This window comes from Streptomyces sp. DSM 116793, from assembly GCF_057320905.1.
Map to the genome: position 1 here is coordinate 3,328,985 of NZ_CM170494.1, position 15,054 is coordinate 3,344,038.

The 15,054-nt window shown below is 74.1% G+C and carries 13 protein-coding genes; 6 read left to right on the forward strand and 7 right to left on the reverse strand.

Features of this window, described 5'->3' with window-relative positions:
• Window positions 1–124: 124 nt before the first annotated feature.
• The 3 genes from ACSMXW_RS12985 to ACSMXW_RS12995 form a co-directional block, all read right to left on the reverse strand.
• Entirely contained in the window at window positions 125–973 is an 849-nt protein-coding gene (locus tag ACSMXW_RS12985; RefSeq protein ID WP_485806309.1) for a hypothetical protein, read from the reverse strand.
• Window positions 940–1,971 (reverse strand): hypothetical protein, encoded by a 1,032-nt coding sequence (locus tag ACSMXW_RS12990; protein WP_485806311.1) that lies wholly within the window; start codon window positions 1,969–1,971, stop codon window positions 940–942. The genes ACSMXW_RS12985 and ACSMXW_RS12990 overlap by 34 nt, the downstream gene beginning before the upstream one ends.
• A gap of 300 nt (window positions 1,972–2,271) precedes the next feature.
• A complete protein-coding gene (locus ACSMXW_RS12995; protein WP_485806313.1) occupies window positions 2,272–2,664 on the reverse strand; it encodes a BlaI/MecI/CopY family transcriptional regulator in 393 nt (130 codons plus the stop codon).
• A 181-nt stretch (window positions 2,665–2,845) separates the two neighbouring features.
• On the opposite strand from ACSMXW_RS12995, the gene ACSMXW_RS13000 reads away from it, so the two are divergent.
• Together ACSMXW_RS13000 and ACSMXW_RS13005 are read left to right on the forward strand one after the other, a co-directional pair.
• Complete coding sequence (locus ACSMXW_RS13000; RefSeq protein WP_485806315.1) at window positions 2,846–4,384, forward strand: MGDG synthase family glycosyltransferase; 1,539 nt, start codon at window positions 2,846–2,848, stop codon at window positions 4,382–4,384.
• Entirely contained in the window at window positions 4,381–5,118 is a 738-nt protein-coding gene (locus ACSMXW_RS13005) for a polysaccharide deacetylase family protein (protein ID WP_485806316.1), read from the forward strand. Before ACSMXW_RS13000 ends, ACSMXW_RS13005 begins: the two co-directional genes overlap by 4 nt.
• A 337-nt stretch (window positions 5,119–5,455) precedes the next feature.
• Here ACSMXW_RS13005 and ACSMXW_RS13010 read toward each other — a convergent pair whose 3' ends face one another.
• From ACSMXW_RS13010 to ACSMXW_RS13025, 4 genes are all read right to left on the reverse strand, one after another.
• Window positions 5,456–7,600 carry a SpoIIE family protein phosphatase gene (locus tag ACSMXW_RS13010; RefSeq protein WP_485806318.1) on the reverse strand — a complete coding sequence of 715 codons (2,145 nt, stop codon included), beginning with the start codon at window positions 7,598–7,600 and terminating at the stop codon, window positions 5,456–5,458.
• 327 nt (window positions 7,601–7,927) lie between these two features.
• The gene (locus ACSMXW_RS13015) at window positions 7,928–8,980 is read right to left on the reverse strand and encodes an aldo/keto reductase (RefSeq protein WP_485806320.1); all 1,053 of its coding nucleotides are present in this window, start codon (window positions 8,978–8,980) and stop codon (window positions 7,928–7,930) included.
• A gap of 152 nt (window positions 8,981–9,132) precedes the next feature.
• Entirely contained in the window at window positions 9,133–9,525 is a 393-nt protein-coding gene (locus tag ACSMXW_RS13020) for a hypothetical protein (protein ID WP_485806322.1), read from the reverse strand.
• Window positions 9,526–9,553: 28 nt separating this feature from the next.
• Window positions 9,554–10,504 carry a LysR family transcriptional regulator gene (locus tag ACSMXW_RS13025; protein ID WP_485806323.1) on the reverse strand — a complete coding sequence of 317 codons (951 nt, stop codon included), beginning with the start codon at window positions 10,502–10,504 and terminating at the stop codon, window positions 9,554–9,556.
• Window positions 10,505–10,769: 265 nt separating this feature from the next.
• On the opposite strand from ACSMXW_RS13025, the gene ACSMXW_RS13030 reads away from it, so the two are divergent.
• From ACSMXW_RS13030 to ACSMXW_RS13045, 4 genes are read left to right on the forward strand one after another with little or no spacing between them, the layout of a single operon-like run.
• Complete coding sequence (locus tag ACSMXW_RS13030; RefSeq protein ID WP_485806325.1) at window positions 10,770–11,195, forward strand: hypothetical protein; 426 nt, start codon at window positions 10,770–10,772, stop codon at window positions 11,193–11,195.
• Window positions 11,196–11,242: 47 nt separating this feature from the next.
• Window positions 11,243–11,728 carry a (2Fe-2S)-binding protein gene (locus ACSMXW_RS13035; protein ID WP_485806326.1) on the forward strand — a complete coding sequence of 162 codons (486 nt, stop codon included), beginning with the start codon at window positions 11,243–11,245 and terminating at the stop codon, window positions 11,726–11,728.
• On the forward strand, window positions 11,725–12,702 hold the full coding sequence (locus tag ACSMXW_RS13040; protein WP_485806328.1) for an FAD binding domain-containing protein: 978 nt from the start codon (window positions 11,725–11,727) through the stop codon (window positions 12,700–12,702). Before ACSMXW_RS13035 ends, ACSMXW_RS13040 begins: the two co-directional genes overlap by 4 nt.
• Window positions 12,699–14,951 (forward strand): xanthine dehydrogenase family protein molybdopterin-binding subunit, encoded by a 2,253-nt coding sequence (locus tag ACSMXW_RS13045; protein ID WP_485806330.1) that lies wholly within the window; start codon window positions 12,699–12,701, stop codon window positions 14,949–14,951. Before ACSMXW_RS13040 ends, ACSMXW_RS13045 begins: the two co-directional genes overlap by 4 nt.
• Window positions 14,952–15,054: the final 103 nt, after the last annotated feature.

The window sequence follows — 15,054 nt, forward strand, 5'->3', positions numbered from 1 at the left end:
GACGGGCACCCGGCCGGCGGGTCCGGCCTGCGCACGTCCGGGCCACCGGGTCGGCCGGGCACCGGGTCCGGCCGGGCACCCGTCGGCCCGCGGGCCCTGGCGGGCCCGTCACCTCGCGGGCCCGTCAGCCCGGATGCCCGGCCGTCCACGCCGGGAGCGGGACGGGCGCGGTGGTGACCGTCATCGGCGTGCCGGTGACGGCGACCAGGTAGAGGCAGGGGTGCGGCCCGGCGGGCAGCCGGCGGGGGCGGCCGCCGGGCGGACGGACGACGTACGTGGCGGCGGCGCCCGGCCCGAGCCGGGACGGTCCTGAGGCGATGGTCCACCAGTTGGACGCGGCCTGGCCGCTGCGGCTGGCGAAGTGCGGCGTGAGCACGGTCCCGGTGGTGTTGCGGGCCCGTACGGTGACGGCGGCGATGTCCGGTCCCGGCCGGGCGGTGAGGCGCGCGACGACCGTCATGCGCAGCGGCGGCGGGCTGGCCGCGGCGACCGCCACGCACAGCACGGCGGGCGCGAGCAGGGCCGCCGCCAGCACCGCCTTGCCGCGGCGCCCGGCGCGGCGGACGAGGCGCGGTTGCCAGGCGGAGGTGAACGCGGACGCGGGCACGGTCGCCGCGGACGCCAGCCACAGCGGCGTCATCGTCGTGTAGTACCCGTCCTGGGAGCGCAGCGCGGCGTAGAACGCGAGCCAGGGCAGCACGACGAGGGCGGGGCCGAGCCGCCGCACGAAGAGCCGGGCGGCGGCGAGCAGGCCGAGGAGCAGCAGGACGCTGCCGTAGGAGTAGTAGTCCAGGCGGCTGCTTCCGCCGGTGGCGTAGTAGGAGATGCCCATCACGCCCTGGCCGTGCGGGATCGCCTTCTGGGTGAGCGGCAGCAGCAGCCCGCGCGCCCAGGCGCCGGGGTCCTGGGCGGCGACGTAGGCGTTGAGGAGGGCGAAGGTCAGCGCGGCGACGCCGGTGAAGCGGGCGAGCACGGCGCCGGCCTCCTGCGCCCGAGGGTGCCGCGCAGCACGGCGTACAGCCCGACGAGGAGGAACGGCACCAGGAACCAGGCGAGTTGCTGGGCGGCGCAGGCCGCGCCGAGGCAGCAGGCCCGCAGCACGTCCGGCCGGCTCAGGCGGCCTGAGGAGACGGGGGTGCGCGTGCCGATGGTGTGCCAGCGCACCACGACCGGGATGAGCAGGGCCAGCGCGGTGACGGCCGGGTAGCCGGCGAAGGCGAGGGCCGGCAGCAGGCCGAAGCCGAGGCACACGGCGGTGGCCGCGGGCTTCCACGGCGGCGGGAGCAGCACCCACAGCACGGCCGTGCCGGCGAGCAGGGCGGCCGTGGTGACCAGGGTGGCGGCGGCCGCCGAGTGCACGACGGCGGTCAGCGGCGCGGCCAGCAGTGCGGTCAGCGGAGGGTAGGCGTAGGTGAGGTCGGCGCCGCCGGACATCGTCTTGGTGAGGGCCACCGAGGGTCTGCCGAACAGCCAGGGCCAGGGCTGGCCGTAGACCGGGCGGCCGTGCAGGATCTGGTCGGCGGCCTGCGCGGTGAGCACGCCCTCGTCGGTGCCGGCGTGGTGCAGGCCGTAGCCGCACAGCACGAGGACCGTCGCGAGGGCCAGGACGGCGAGGTCCACCCGGGTGAGCGTGCGCCGGGAGCGTACGGCGAGGGCGAGGACGGCGCAGGTGAGGATGCCCGCGTAGCAGGCGGTGACGACGCCCGCCAGGGGTGGGTCCGCGGCCATGGCGGCCGTCCAGGTGGACCGGGTGCCGATGAAGAGGCTGACCGTCGCGAGCAGGGTCAGTCCCCGGTGCAGGGGCAGCGGCCCGGCCCCGGGTCCGGGTCCGGCCGGTCCGGCCCCGGCGTCCGCGGCGCGCCACGGGGCGGCGGCGGGGCGTGGGCCGCCGGTACGTACGCCGCCGGTGCGTACGCCGCCGGTGCGTACGCCGCCGGTGCGTGTGCCGTCGGTGCGTGTCCCGTCGGGCATCGCGGACCGCCCTTCGTTCCGTCCCGCCATGGGGGAGATCTCTGCGCCATCTACTACATGTCGTAGATGAGAGGATCCACGCTGAGGTTCCGCGCCCCTGTCGGGACGGGCGCCGAGGGGCGCGGGGAACTGCGCGACCAGCCCCCACCGGCCAGTGGCCCGGCGACGACAGAGACCGCCCCCTCGGCACGGCGGCGACCTCACCGCACCGTCGACCTGGCGCACACCCTTCCCCGCACCCCTGCCGGGGCGGACCCCGACATGAGCAGTCACCGGGGAAGGGGCGCGCGGGGTGCCCCCTCAGTCGTCCGGGGCGAGGAGGCGTTGGAGGAGTTCCTCGTCCTGCTCCGAGAGCTGGGAGACGAAGCGTGTGAGGACGGCCTCGCGGTCGGAGCCGCCGTCCAGGAGCGTCCGCATGCGCTCCGCCGTGTGGGACGCCTCGTCCCGCGCGGGCGCATACGCATAGCCGCGCCCGCTCCGCTGCCGGACCAGCACGCCCTTCGCGTACAGCCGGGCCAGGATCGTCAGGACGGTGGTGTAGGCGAGGTCCCCCGGCAGGCGGCCGCGCACCTGGCGGGCGGTGAGGGGTTCCCCTGCCTCCCAGAGCGCGGCGAGCACCCCCGCCTCCAGTTCCCCGCGGGCACGCCTGCGCGCCCCGCCGGGCCCGGCATCCCCCGCACGTCCGTCGCGCACCGCGCACGCTCCTTTCCCGGTCCGCGCCCAGGCTACTGCGGGCCCCGGCCGGTGCGGCCGCCCCGGGAGACCCGGCCTACTACATGTTGTAGAGTTTCCGCTCACTCGTGCCCGGCCACGTAGCGCACGCAGCACACACCGCGCCCGGCACCACCCAGTTCCGCACGCAGAAGGCAGGTCCATGGTGCGCTTCGGCAGAACGGTCGACCCGGGAGCGGCACCGCCCGCCGCTCCCGGCCCGGCGGGGACGACCGCACACCGCGTCGTGATCGTCTCGGCGAGCATGGGGGCCGGTCACGACGGTGCCGCCGCCGAGCTGGCCCGGCGGATCTCCGCCGCCGGGACCGCCGTCGTCAGGTACGACCTGCTCGACCTGCTGCCCGCCCGGCTCGGCCGGGCGGTCTGCGACGGTTACCACCGGCTGCTCGACCACACGCCCTGGGTCTACCAGCGGATCCACCGGGGCGCCGAGCGCGCCGGCGGCAGCGGCCCGCTGGCCCGCGCGCTGCTGCGGGCCACCGAGGACCGCCTGCTACGCGCCCTGCCCGACGGCACCGGCGTGGTCGTCTCCACCTACCCCGGCGCCAGCCGGATCCTGGGCGCGCTGCGTCTGGACGGCCGGCTGACCGTGCCCGTGCTCACCTATCTGACGGACTTCTCCGTACACCCCTTCTGGGTGGCCCCGGGCGTGGACACGCACCTCGCGGCGCACGCCGTGCCCGCCGGGCAGGCCCGGGCGCTCGGGGCGGCGGACGTGCGGGTCTGCGGGCCCGTCACCGATCCGCGGTTCCGGCCGGGTGGTGCGCGGGAGCGGCGCGCGGCGCGGGAGCGGTTCGGGCTGCCCGCGGACGTGCCGCTCGCGCTGCTGGTCGCGGGCTCCTGGGGCGTCGGTTCGCTGCGGCAGGCGGCGGCGGAGATCCTCCGGACCGGCACGGCGGTGCCCGTGGTCGTCTGCGGACGCAACTCCGCGCTGGCCGAGCGGTTGCGCGCGGGCGGCGTCGCGCACGCCTTCGGCTGGAGCGACGACATGCCGGGCCTGATGCACGCCGCGGACCTGCTGGTCCAGAACGCCGGGGGCCTGACCTCGCTGGAGGCGCTGGCCACCGGCCTTCCGGTGATCAGCTATCGCTGCATCCCGGGACACGGCCTGACGAACGCCGCCGCCTTGGCCGAGGCGGGGGTCGCCGCCTGGGTACGCAGCCCGGACGACCTCGGGCGGGTGCTCTCCGCCGTACTGGAGGGGCCGCTCGGTGAGCGGCAGCGGGCCGCGGGCCGCGCGCTGTTCGCGGTGGCGCCGCGCGGAGGCCCCGAGGCCGCGGTCCTCGGTGCCTGCCGGGCCGCCGGGCCCGGGCTGCGCCGCCCGACGACGGGGGTCACGCCGGCCGCTGCGCCGCCGCGGTCGGCGGTGCGGACGCGGCCGGTCCGCGGGCCACGCGCGGCCGGGCCCACGGCAGGACCGGTCCCCACCGGCCCCGTGGCACGACCGCGTCCGGCCGGCCCCGCCACACGGGCACTGCCCGGCGCGCGGCCGCGCCCCGTCCGGGCCGTGCCGGCGCTGCGGCGGCTGGTGCTCACGGTGGCGCTGGCGTGCGCGGTGTCGGCGGGCGGGGTGGGCGCGGGGTTCGCCGCGACGCACCACGGGTCCGGCCTGCTGCGGGCCATCGACCACCGCCTGGACCCGGACGACTTCGCCCCCGCGGGTCAGGAGCCCCGGCCGTGACCGCCGCCAGGATGCTGCGCACCGCCGCCCTGACGGCGCTGCCCGCGCTCGCGGCCGTGCACGCCGCACCGGTGGTCTCCACGTTCGGGCCGCTGCGCAACCGCGTGATGCCCCGGCTCGCCGGGCGGGGCCACGCCGATCACCTCGCCCTCACCTTCGACGACGGGCCCGCCCCGCTGTCCACCCCGCTCTTCCTGCGGCTGCTGGCCGACCGGGAGGTGCGGGCGACGTTCTTCCTGCTGGGCGGCGAGGCCAGGCGTTCCCCCGGTCTTGTGCGGGAGATCGCCGCCGCCGGGCACGAGATCGGCGTGCACGGCTGGCGGCACCTGCCGCTGCTGCTGCGGGGGCCGCGCGCCACCCGTGACGACCTGGCCCGCGCCCGGGATCTCGTCGGCGACCTCATCGGCCGTCCGCCCCGGCTCTTCCGGCCCCCGTACGGGGTGATGACCGGCGCCGCCCACCTGGCCGCCCGCCGCCTCGGTCTCACTCCGGTGCTGTGGACGTGCTGGGGCGAGGACTGGACGGCGCGCGCCACGCCGGACTCCGTGTACCGGACGGTGATGGCCGATCTGCGTGGGGGCGGCACGCTGCTGCTGCACGACTCGGACTGCACGTCGGCGCCGGGGGCGTGGCGGGCGGCGCTCGGGGCGTTGCCGCGCGTTCTCGACGGGTGCGCGGAGTCGGGGGTTCGGGTGGGGCCGCTGCGGGAACACGGCTGGCAACGCGGACTGTAGGGGCGCCGACCACCGCCCGGTGGGTGTGCCCCGGAAGGGCCGCGGGGAACCGCGCGACCGGCCACGACACGCGTGCCGCACCGGGCCACCGGGGCCGGCCACCCCATGGTCCCCTCCCGGCCGCCGGCCGCCGGCCGGTGGTCCGGCGGCGGCGGACACAGCCCCCTCGGGACGTTCCCCACTGCCTGAGGGGCGTGGGAGGCGCCCCCAGAACCCACGGGTCGCGTTGTGGCTTGTCGCTCCCCCACTGCCCTGAGGGCGTGGGAGGAACCCCCGTCCCGCGCCCCCGCCGCGGTGCGCCCCGACGGGGGTCTTCCCCGGCCGGGAGGTCCGGTCCTCAGTCCGTGCTGATGAGCAGCAGAGCCACGTCGTCCGTGCCGGAGACCGCCGGTGGGGCGTTCTTCAGGAGGAGGTCGGCGCGGGCGTCGACCGACTCACGGCGCGTGGTGTGTGCCATCCGGAGCGCCAGTTCCTCCGTCGAGAGGTCGGGGTCGTCCCCCGGCGTCTCGACGAGCCCGTCGGTGTACAGCAGAAGCTCCGCACCGGGCGGCAGCGGGATCTCGATGGTCGGGTACCGGGCGTCGCGGACGATGCCGAGCAGCGGCCCGGGCGGCACCCGGACCACGGACACCGTGCCGTCGGGGTGGCGCAGCAGCGGCGGCGGGTGGCCGGCGCTGGCCAGCCGGACGCGGCGGGCCGCCAGGTCGAGGTCCGCGTAGAGACAGCTGGTGAACAGGCCCGCGTCGAGATCGGTCAGCAACCGGTTGGTGCGGGCCAGCACCTCCGCGGGCGGCGCCCCCGCGCTCGCGTGCACGGCCGTGCGGACCTGGCCCATCAGCGCGGCGGCGGTGGGGTTGTGGCCCTGCACATCGCCGATGGTGGCGGCCGCGCCGGTGCCGTCCAGCCCGATGAGGTCGTAGAAGTCGCCGCCGATCTCCATGCCGTGTGCCGAGGCCCGGTAGCGCGCGGCCACGCTCAGTCCTTCGATCTCGGGCAGTGTCCTGGGCAGCAGCCCGGCCTGCAGGCGCCGTGCGAACCGGTAGTGGGAGTCGTGCAGCATGGCGCGGTCGAGGGCCTGGGCCAGCAGCCCGGCGAGGGAGGTCAGGAACGCGCGCTGGCCGGGCGTGAACGTGCGCGGGTGGTCGTAGGAGACCACGCAACAGCCGACCGGATGGTCCGAGGCGATCAGCGGCAGGTACGCCCAGGCCGACTTGCCGGTGAGGGTGGACATGCCCTCGTAGACCGCGTCCATCTCCTCCGGCGTGCCGTAGAAGGCCGCCTCTTTCCTGCTCAGCGCCTGCGACGCGGGGGTGGGCGTCCAGCGCATCTGGGCACCGTCCAACTGCCGCACGGCATCGAAGCGGTAGCCGCGGTGGCCGATGTTCTTCAGCCTGCCGTCCTCCAGCGCCAGCAGGGCCAGGCCCTGGGCCTCGAACGCGGCCATGATCGGGTTGGCGGCCAGCTTCACGATGTCGTCGACCTCGGCGGCTTCGGTGAGCATCGCGGCGAGGTTCATGAGCTGGTACATCGTGCCCACGGGGGCGGGTGCGGCGATGGTGCCGAGAGCGTGCCCGCCGTCCGGGGCCGGGCTCATCGGCTGCCCGCCGCCGGTGGGGGGCGGCTCGGGCTCCTGCGGTGGCCGGGCGGAGGAGATGCGCAGGCTCAGCCCAAAGTCGTCCGGGTAGAGCACGAAGGAGAGCCAGGTGCCGGGCGGCCGCAGTGCCGTGAACCCCGTCGGCTCCCGGCTGAAGAGCGCCGCACGGTAGCGGTCCTCGAAGACCGGGTCGCCGAGCCAGGGCAGCGCCTCCCACGGCCGCTGCCCGCGCAGCCGCCCGGCCGGGACGCCGACCAGGTCGGCCGCCGAGGCGGTGACGAAGGTGATCCGGCCCTCCGGGTCCAGCGCCATGCCGCCCTCGGGCAGCCGCTCGGCGAAGGCGACCGCGGCGACCGCTTCGGGGGCGGGCGGCACGTCCGGCGGCCGTAGCCGCGGGGTGCGCGGCTCGGGCTCGGGCAGCACCGGACGGCCCCGCCCCGCGGCGTCGGACAGCAGCAGGCCCAGCTCATGACAGGTCTTCTCCACCGCGGTGCGCTCGCCCTGTGCCAGCTCGGGCGGGTGCGAGGCGGCGAAGAGCAGGGACAGTACGCCCCACACGGTGTCGCCGGTGAGGATGGGGGAGCTGACCCCGGCGAAGCGGTAGGGCAGCACCACCGCGGTCTGCGGATAGCGGCCGAAATTCTCGCCGACCGGGAGCCAGACCAGCCGCCGTTCCCTGACGGCATCGGCCGTCGGGGTCTGCGCGCCCCGCCACACCCGCTTCCAGGGCCCGACGAGTGCGTCCGGTATACCGGCTTTCACCGCGAGCCACAGCACCTGCTCGCCCGGTGGGAGCAGAAAAATCCCGCCGCCATAGGCGCCGGTTTCGCCCATCACCGAGTGCAGGAAGGGATCCAGCGCATAAGGCCGGTCGGGGTCGGGGTACATTCCACCATTATGGCAAAGCCTACGCCCATAAGGGTGAATACCTTCTATAAAGGTGAATACCTGCTATAAATCGGTATCGGGGGCCGCGCGGTGTCGTAGCCCATGCGGTGTCGTAGCCCATATGGCCCGGCTGGGCGCGGAATGACGCGACAGGCGCTGCCCGGACCGGGCCGGCGGCGTCCGGCCGAGGCCGGACCGCCGCGGTGGCCGGGGGTGGGAACGGGACACGGGCCGCCGGGAACGACCCGATGCGGTGGGCCCCTCGGCCCCGGCCTCCCGGGCGCCCGGCAGCGGGCCGGGCGTGGTGCCGGTCGCCGTCCGGTGCGTCTACCCCGCCGAGCCGTGCAGGGCGAGGTCGGGCGGGCCGAAGCGCTCCCGGGCGAGGTTCGCCTGGTGCCAGTGCGGATAGATCAGCGCGGGGGCGCTCACCCGTTCCAGGGCCGCGATCTCGTCGGGCGCGAGGGTCAGGCCGGCGGCGGCCAGGTTGTCGCGGAGCTGCTCCTCCTTCCGGGCGCCGATCACCAGTGAGGTGACCGCCGGCCTGGTGAGCAGCCAGGCGAGGGCGACCTGCGCCGGGGACACCCGGTGCGCGTCGGCGACCTCGACAAGCACCTCCACGGTGTCGTAGAGCTTCTCCCGGTCACGGACCGGGGGCTCGTTCCACCGCTCGTCGACCTGCCGGGTGCCCTCGGGGGCGTCCTTGCCGCGCCGGTACTTGCCCGACACCAGGCCGCCGGCCAGCGGGCTCCAGACCAGGACGCCGAGACCCTGGTCGACGGAGAGCGGCAGCAACTCGTACTCGGAGTCGCGCGATTCGAGCGAGTAGTAGATCTGGTTGCAGACGAACCGCTGGTAGCCGCGCGCGTCGGAGACCGCGAGGGCCTTCATGAGCTGCCAGCCGGTGTAGTTCGAGACACCCAGGTAGCGGACCTTCCCGGAGCGGACCATGGTGTCCAGGGTCTCCATGGTCTCCTCCAGCGGCGTCTGCCCGTCCCACTCGTGGATGTGGAAGATGTCCACGTGGTCCGTGCGCAGCCGCCGCAGGCTGCCCTCCAGCTGGCGCATCAGGTGGAAGCGCGAGGCCCCGCCGTCGTTCGGGCCCTCGCCGAGCACCATACGGGCCTTGGTGGAGAGCAGCACCTCGTCCCGGCGCTTCCCGACGGCCTGCCCGATGATGTCCTCGCTGACGCCGTTCGAGTACATGTCGGCGGTGTCGATGAGGTTCACACCGGCGTCCAGCGCCATGCCGATCTGCCGGTCGGCGCCTTCGAGGCCGACGTCGCTCAGCGCGCCGAACATGCCCTTCCCGCCGAAGGTCATGGTGCCCAGCGTCAGGGCGGACACCCGCAGCCCGGAGCGGCCCAACTGACGGTATTCCATGATCACTCCCTTGCCTCTGGCCGAGGGGACCGGCCGGCCGGCGAAGGGGACTCCGGCACGCTCACACCGGCCCTGAGCCCCGCATCACCGGCTCCCCGCGTACCCGCGCCGCCGGGGCCCTCACACCACGACCCGCGGCCCGAGCGCCGTCCTCACCGTTTGCCCGGCCCCGGCCTTCCCGCCGGGCGCCGGGGGCCGGCCTCGCGGTGGTTCCGCCGCCAGGAGTCCAGCGTCGCGGCGAGAGGGCCGAGGACCTGCTCGCGCAGCCATCCGCGCTCGTCCCGCGGCACCACCGGCACCCGCACCACCCGCACCACCGGCACCCGCACCACCCGCACCACCGGCACCCGCACCCCCGGCAGGGCGCCCGCCAGCGCGTAGTACAGCGCCTCGGTGCCGAGGATCCCGCGCTCGTAGCGCAGTCCCGGTGCGGCCGGATCGGGTGCCGGCTTCACCACCAGGCCGGTGCCGTCCGCCCTGCGGACCCGGAAGACGGTGTTGTAGGTGCCGCCGCCCAGTTCCCGGCAGTCGGCCACCTCGTCCATCCCCGGTGGTCGTGCTACTCCGGGGTGGTCAGGCTACTCCGGTCCCGTCTTCCGGCTCGCGCCACGGACTCCGGCGTGGTGCCCGTGCGGCGGAGAGCGTGACGCCGAACTCGGCGCACACGAGGTCCGTGAACGCGGCGGCGGCGGCCGTCTGGCGCCGGTCGGAGGGGACGGCCAGGGCGACCCCCCACCGCGGGAGGCCGGAGACCGGTCGGCACGTCAGTCCGCGCGAGCGGCTGACCTGTGATCTGGGCACGAGGGAGACACCGAATCCGGCGCGCACCAATTCGATGCACATCGCCACGTCGGCCGCCTCGACTTCGGTCCTCCGCGGTATGCCGGCGTCCCTGAACGCCTGGTCCACCAGTGCCCGCGCCCCCCAGCCCGGCGGGAATTCGACGAACGCCTCCCCGCGGAGATCGGCGAGGCCCAGTTCTCCCGGGGGCAGGCCGCGGCCGGTGGGCGCGACGAGCACGAAGGGCTCGGTGGCCAGTTCGGCGACCCGCAGCGCGTACGCGGAGACCTCGGGGTGCCAGAGGAAGGCCGCGTCGAGTTCCCCTTGGTGCACGCGCTCGGCGAGGGTGAGCGCGCCGCCGGGGGCCGGCCGGGGTTCGATGACGACGTCCGGGTGAGCCTGGTGGAACGCGGAGAACAGCCGGCCGGCGTCGATGAGGCCGAGGGACTGCATCATGCCGATCCGCAGGCGTCCACGCACCACGTCCCGCACCGCGTTCACCTCGTCCCTGGCGACGGCGACGTCACGCAGGACCTGCCGGGCCGCGGGCAACAACGCCTCACCCGCCTCGGTCAGCCGCACACCGCGGTTCGTCCGGAAGAACAGCTCGGCCGCCAGGTCCTTCTCCAGGTTGCGAATCGACACGGAGAGCGCGGACTGCACCAGGTTCAGCTGGCTGGCGGCCTTGGTGAAGCTCGACTCCTCGGCAAGGGCGACGAAGTGTTCGAGATGACGCAGCTCCACCAGGCATTCCTTGTGTCGATAGCGATGATCAACAGCGTTCATTGGACATCATAGTGGTGGGGCGTCAGGCTGAAGACGCAAGGCGGAAACGCAACAAGGACACGCGTGACCACGGATACCTCGCAACGAACACGCGAACTGCCGCCGGTGTTCATCTCCCGGCCAACTCGCGGGCGCTCAGGGAGAAACGTCGAGCGCGCCGGCCCATGGTCATAAACGGCCCGAGCACAACAACAGGAAAAAGCGACGCAGGAGCGTGAACGAGATGCAACGAATAGCGGCGAGAATCGGAGCAGTCTGCTACGTCATCTGGGGACTCGTGCATCTCAACGCTGCGCGTGACCTCTTCACACTCGGGCAGTCGCAGGACGCCGGCATGGTGCAGGCCCGCGTCTACCAGGACGCCTGGAACATCCTCTTCGGCGCGATCGCGGTGATCGTCATCGGAATCGCCATGAACTGGCGCAACTCCAGGACCGGTTACTGGATCAATCTCGCCCTCGTCTCCCTGCTGGACATAGCCTTCGTCATCTATGTGATCGTGCCCGGCTACGCACCGCTGTGGCCCGGGCTCGAAGGCCCGATCGCCTGGGTGGTCGCCGCGGCCTTCAGCACGGTGGCACTGGTCGGCCCGGGGCGCGGGAGCCCGGCACCCGTGCACACGCGGATCCCGGCGGCGGAATCCCACTGAAACTCATGGCAACGAGCGGCGGGGTGGGCCCGGGAGGCGATTCCACGATGGACACCGTGTACGAAGTCGATATCGCGCTCAATGGCGAAAGACGGGGGCTCCGGATTGATTCCCGCGTCACGCTTCTCGACGCGCTGAGGGACCGGTTGGGAGCGACGGGCACGAAAAAGGGATGTGATTCCGGACACTGCGGCGCGTGCACCGTACACGTCGACGGACGGCCCGTGCTGTCGTGCCTGACCCTGGCGGTCTGTGTGGACGGCGCCGACGTCACGACCGTCGAGGGACTGGCGCCGGACGGGCGGTTGCACCCGGTCCAGCGGGCCTTCGTCGAACATGACGGCATGCAGTGCGGTTACTGCACGCCCGGTCAGATCATGTCGGCCGCCGCACTGGTCGATCGGGGGGACCCGATGACGGACGAGGACATCAAGGAATACATGTCCGGGAACCTGTGCCGATGCGGGGCGTACGCCGGAATAACCGACGCGATCCGCGACGCCCTCGATGGTGCGCGGGGTGAGGACCGATGAGACCCTTCGCGTTCGCAGCCGCCACGACCGTCGAGGAGGCGTTGGCCGGTGCCGCCGAGGGCGCGAGTCTCCTGGCGGGGGGAACCACCCTGGTCGATCTGATGAAGCTCGACGTGCTGTCGCCGGCTCGGGTCGTGGACATCAACGCCCTGCCGCTGCGGGAGATCGTCTTCGAGTCGGAGCGGACGAGGATCGGCGCGGTGGCACGCATGAGTGACGTCGCCGGCGACGCACGCATGGCGGCCGAGTACCCCGTCGTGGTCGGGGCGCTGCTCCAGGGAGCGTCGCAGCAGTTGCGATCGATGGCCAGCATCGGCGGCAACATCATGCAGCGCACCAGGTGCGGCTACTTCCGCGACCCATCGTCCCCGTGCAATCGCCGTGCCCCCGGCACGGGGTGTCCGGCACTCGCGAGTCCGCACCGCACGCATGCCGTCCTCGGCACCAGCGACTCCTGTGTGGCGACCCATCCGGGCGACCTGGCCGTCGCGCTGGTGGCTCTCGACGCGTCCGTGCGCGTGCTCGGTCGAAGCGGCGCCCGGTCGGTCCCGCTGGAGCGGTTCTACCTGCCTCCGGGGAACAGCCCGCACCGGGAGACGCGGCTCGCGACCGACGAGCTGATCACCGAGGTGGTGATCCCACGGCTGCCCTGGGCACGCACGTCGTCGTACGTGAAGGTCCGGGACCGCGCCTCCTACGAGTTCGCGCTCTGCTCCGTGGCCGCCGCGCTCGCACTGGACGGCGGAGTGATCCAGGACGCCCGGATCGCCGCGGGCGGGGTGGGCACCACGCCCTGGCGGCTGCGCAGGGTCGAGGAGGCCCTGCGCGGACGGCCGGTGTCCGACGACACGTTCCGTACCGCCGCGGAACACAGTGTGCGCGGCGCGCGCGCTTCGGCACCCAACGCGTTCAAGCTCCGGCTGCTGCCGCGCACCATCGAGCGCGTGCTCCACGACGTGGCAGGCATGTCATGACCGCGCCCCGCTCGGTCGACCGGGTCGACGCACAGGCCAAGGTGACGGGTGCCGCCCGTTACGCCGGAGACCTGACGGCCCGGAACATGGCCCACGGCTTCCTCGTCCTCAGCACCGTCGCGCGCGGGACGATCCGCGGCATGCACACGCGCGCGGCGGAGCGCTCTCCCGGCGTGCTCGCCGTCTACACGCCGTTCAACCCGCTGAAGCTGCACGTCGCACCGCCGTCGTTCCTGACGCCGAGCTGGGAGCCGTTGCAGGACGTGGTCGTCCGGCACTGGGGCCAGCCCATCGGACTGGTCGTGGCCGAATCCCTGGATCAGGCCCGCGACGCAGCCGGCCTGATCGAGGTCGACTACGACCCGGAGCCGGCGACGGTCGGGTTCGAGGAGGGGGTGGCCGAGGCCTTCGCGCCGGCGCACGTGCTCGGCGAGTCCCCGGTGATCGAGGATCCGGGTGCCGGTGGCGCCACCGTCGAGCAGGCCCTGGCGGAGAGTGCCGTGCGTGTCGATCACACCTACACCACGGCCCCCAACAACCACGCGGCGATGGAACCCCATCCCGCACTGGCCTGGTGGGAGGGCGACGACCTCGTCGTGCACACCGCGACGCAGGGCGTCATGGCGCAGCGGCAGTTCCTCGCCACCGCCCTGAACGTCGAGCCCGCTCGGGTACGGGTCGTGGACCGGTTCATGGGCGGCGGGTTCGGCGGAAAGGTGCAGGCCTTCGCGCACACCAAGCTCGCCGCGGCCGCCGCACGGGCCCTGAGCCGTCCGGTCCGGGTCCTGCTGACCCGGCCCCAGGTGTTCACGGCGACCGCGCTCCGCGGTCCCACCGTCCAGCGCGTCGCGCTGGGTGCGGACACGGACGGCAGGCTGGTCGCCCTCGAACACAGCGCCTGGTCCGGGGTGTCCGCAGCGGAGGAGATGCCGTTCGTGGAGCCGGTGGCGCACAGCACGTCCCTGGAGTGGTACGACGCGGAGAGCCGCCGCATCGCGCAGTGGGCCGTCCCGCTCGACATCCCGCAGACGTTCACGATGCGGGGACCGGGTGAGGGGCCGGGCTCGTTCGCCCTGGAGACGGCGATGGACGAACTCGCGGTGGCGCTGGACCTCGACCCGGTCGAGCTGCGCGTCCGCAACGACACCGCGGTGCACCCGCACCTGAAAGTGCCCTACTCCAGCAAGCACCTGACGGAGTGTCTGCGCACGGGCGCCGAGAGGTTCGGCTGGCACGGGCGCTCGGCACCGCGCTCCACCGTGGACGGCGACTGGCTGGTCGGCCAGGGCATGGCCGTGGCGGGCTACCCGGCGAGACAACGCCCCGGCCAGGTCAGCCTGGAGCTGCACGCGGACGGACGGATCGTCGTCGGCGCCGCGGCGGCCGATCTCGGCACCGGGACGCGCACGGTGCTCGCGCTGCTGACCGCGGACGGGCTCGGCGTCCCGGTCGACCGGATCGAGGTGGAGATCGGCGACTCCCTCCTGCCGCCCGCGCCGACGGCCTCCGCATCGGCCGGTACGGCGTCCCTCGCGCCGGCGGTCGCCGAGGCCGTCGACGCGGTCAGGACGGCACTGGTCGACATGGCCCGCGACGACCCCGGCTCTCCCCTGCGCGGCTGGCCGCCGTCCGACGTCCGCTGGAAGGACGGGGCACTGTGGGCAGGCGGACGGAGTCTGGCCTTCGAGGCCCTGCTGACATCGGCACGGCGGGACAGGCTGGAGGTCACCGGGGCTCACCGGCCGGGCCGGGAGCAGATGGGATTCTCCCTCACCGATCCCGCGCCGACGGCTCACCGCAGCCCCTACGCCTACGCCTCCTTCGGCGCGCAGTTCTGCGAGGTCCGCGTCCACCGCCGGACGGCGGAGGTCCGGGTGGCCCGCATGCTCGCCGTGCTGGACGTGGGGCGAGTGGTCAACCACAAGACGGCCCGCAGCCAGATCCTCGGCGCGATGGTCGGCGGCCTGTCCGCCGCGCTGCACGAGGCTCTCGACTTCGAGCCGTCGGGCCGGCCGGTCAACCCGAACCTCGCCGAGTACCTGATACCCGTCAACGCCGACCTCGGCTCCTGTGAGGTTCATTTCCTCGATCGTCCCGACCCGCTCTTCAACCCGGCCGGTGTCCGCGGCGCGGGTGAGATCGGCCTCGTCGGTGTCGCGGCCGCGATAGGCAACGCGGTGTTCGACGCCACGGGAGTAAGGATCCGGCACCTTCCGATCCGGTTGGAGGACCTTGTGGACCACCTGTGAGCCGGCTGGGGCTCGGTCAGCGGTGAGACCGTGGACGATCGCCTGGGGACGGGACACATGGGCCCGCTGGGCCCGCTGGGCCCCCGGGCCCCGTCCCCGGGCC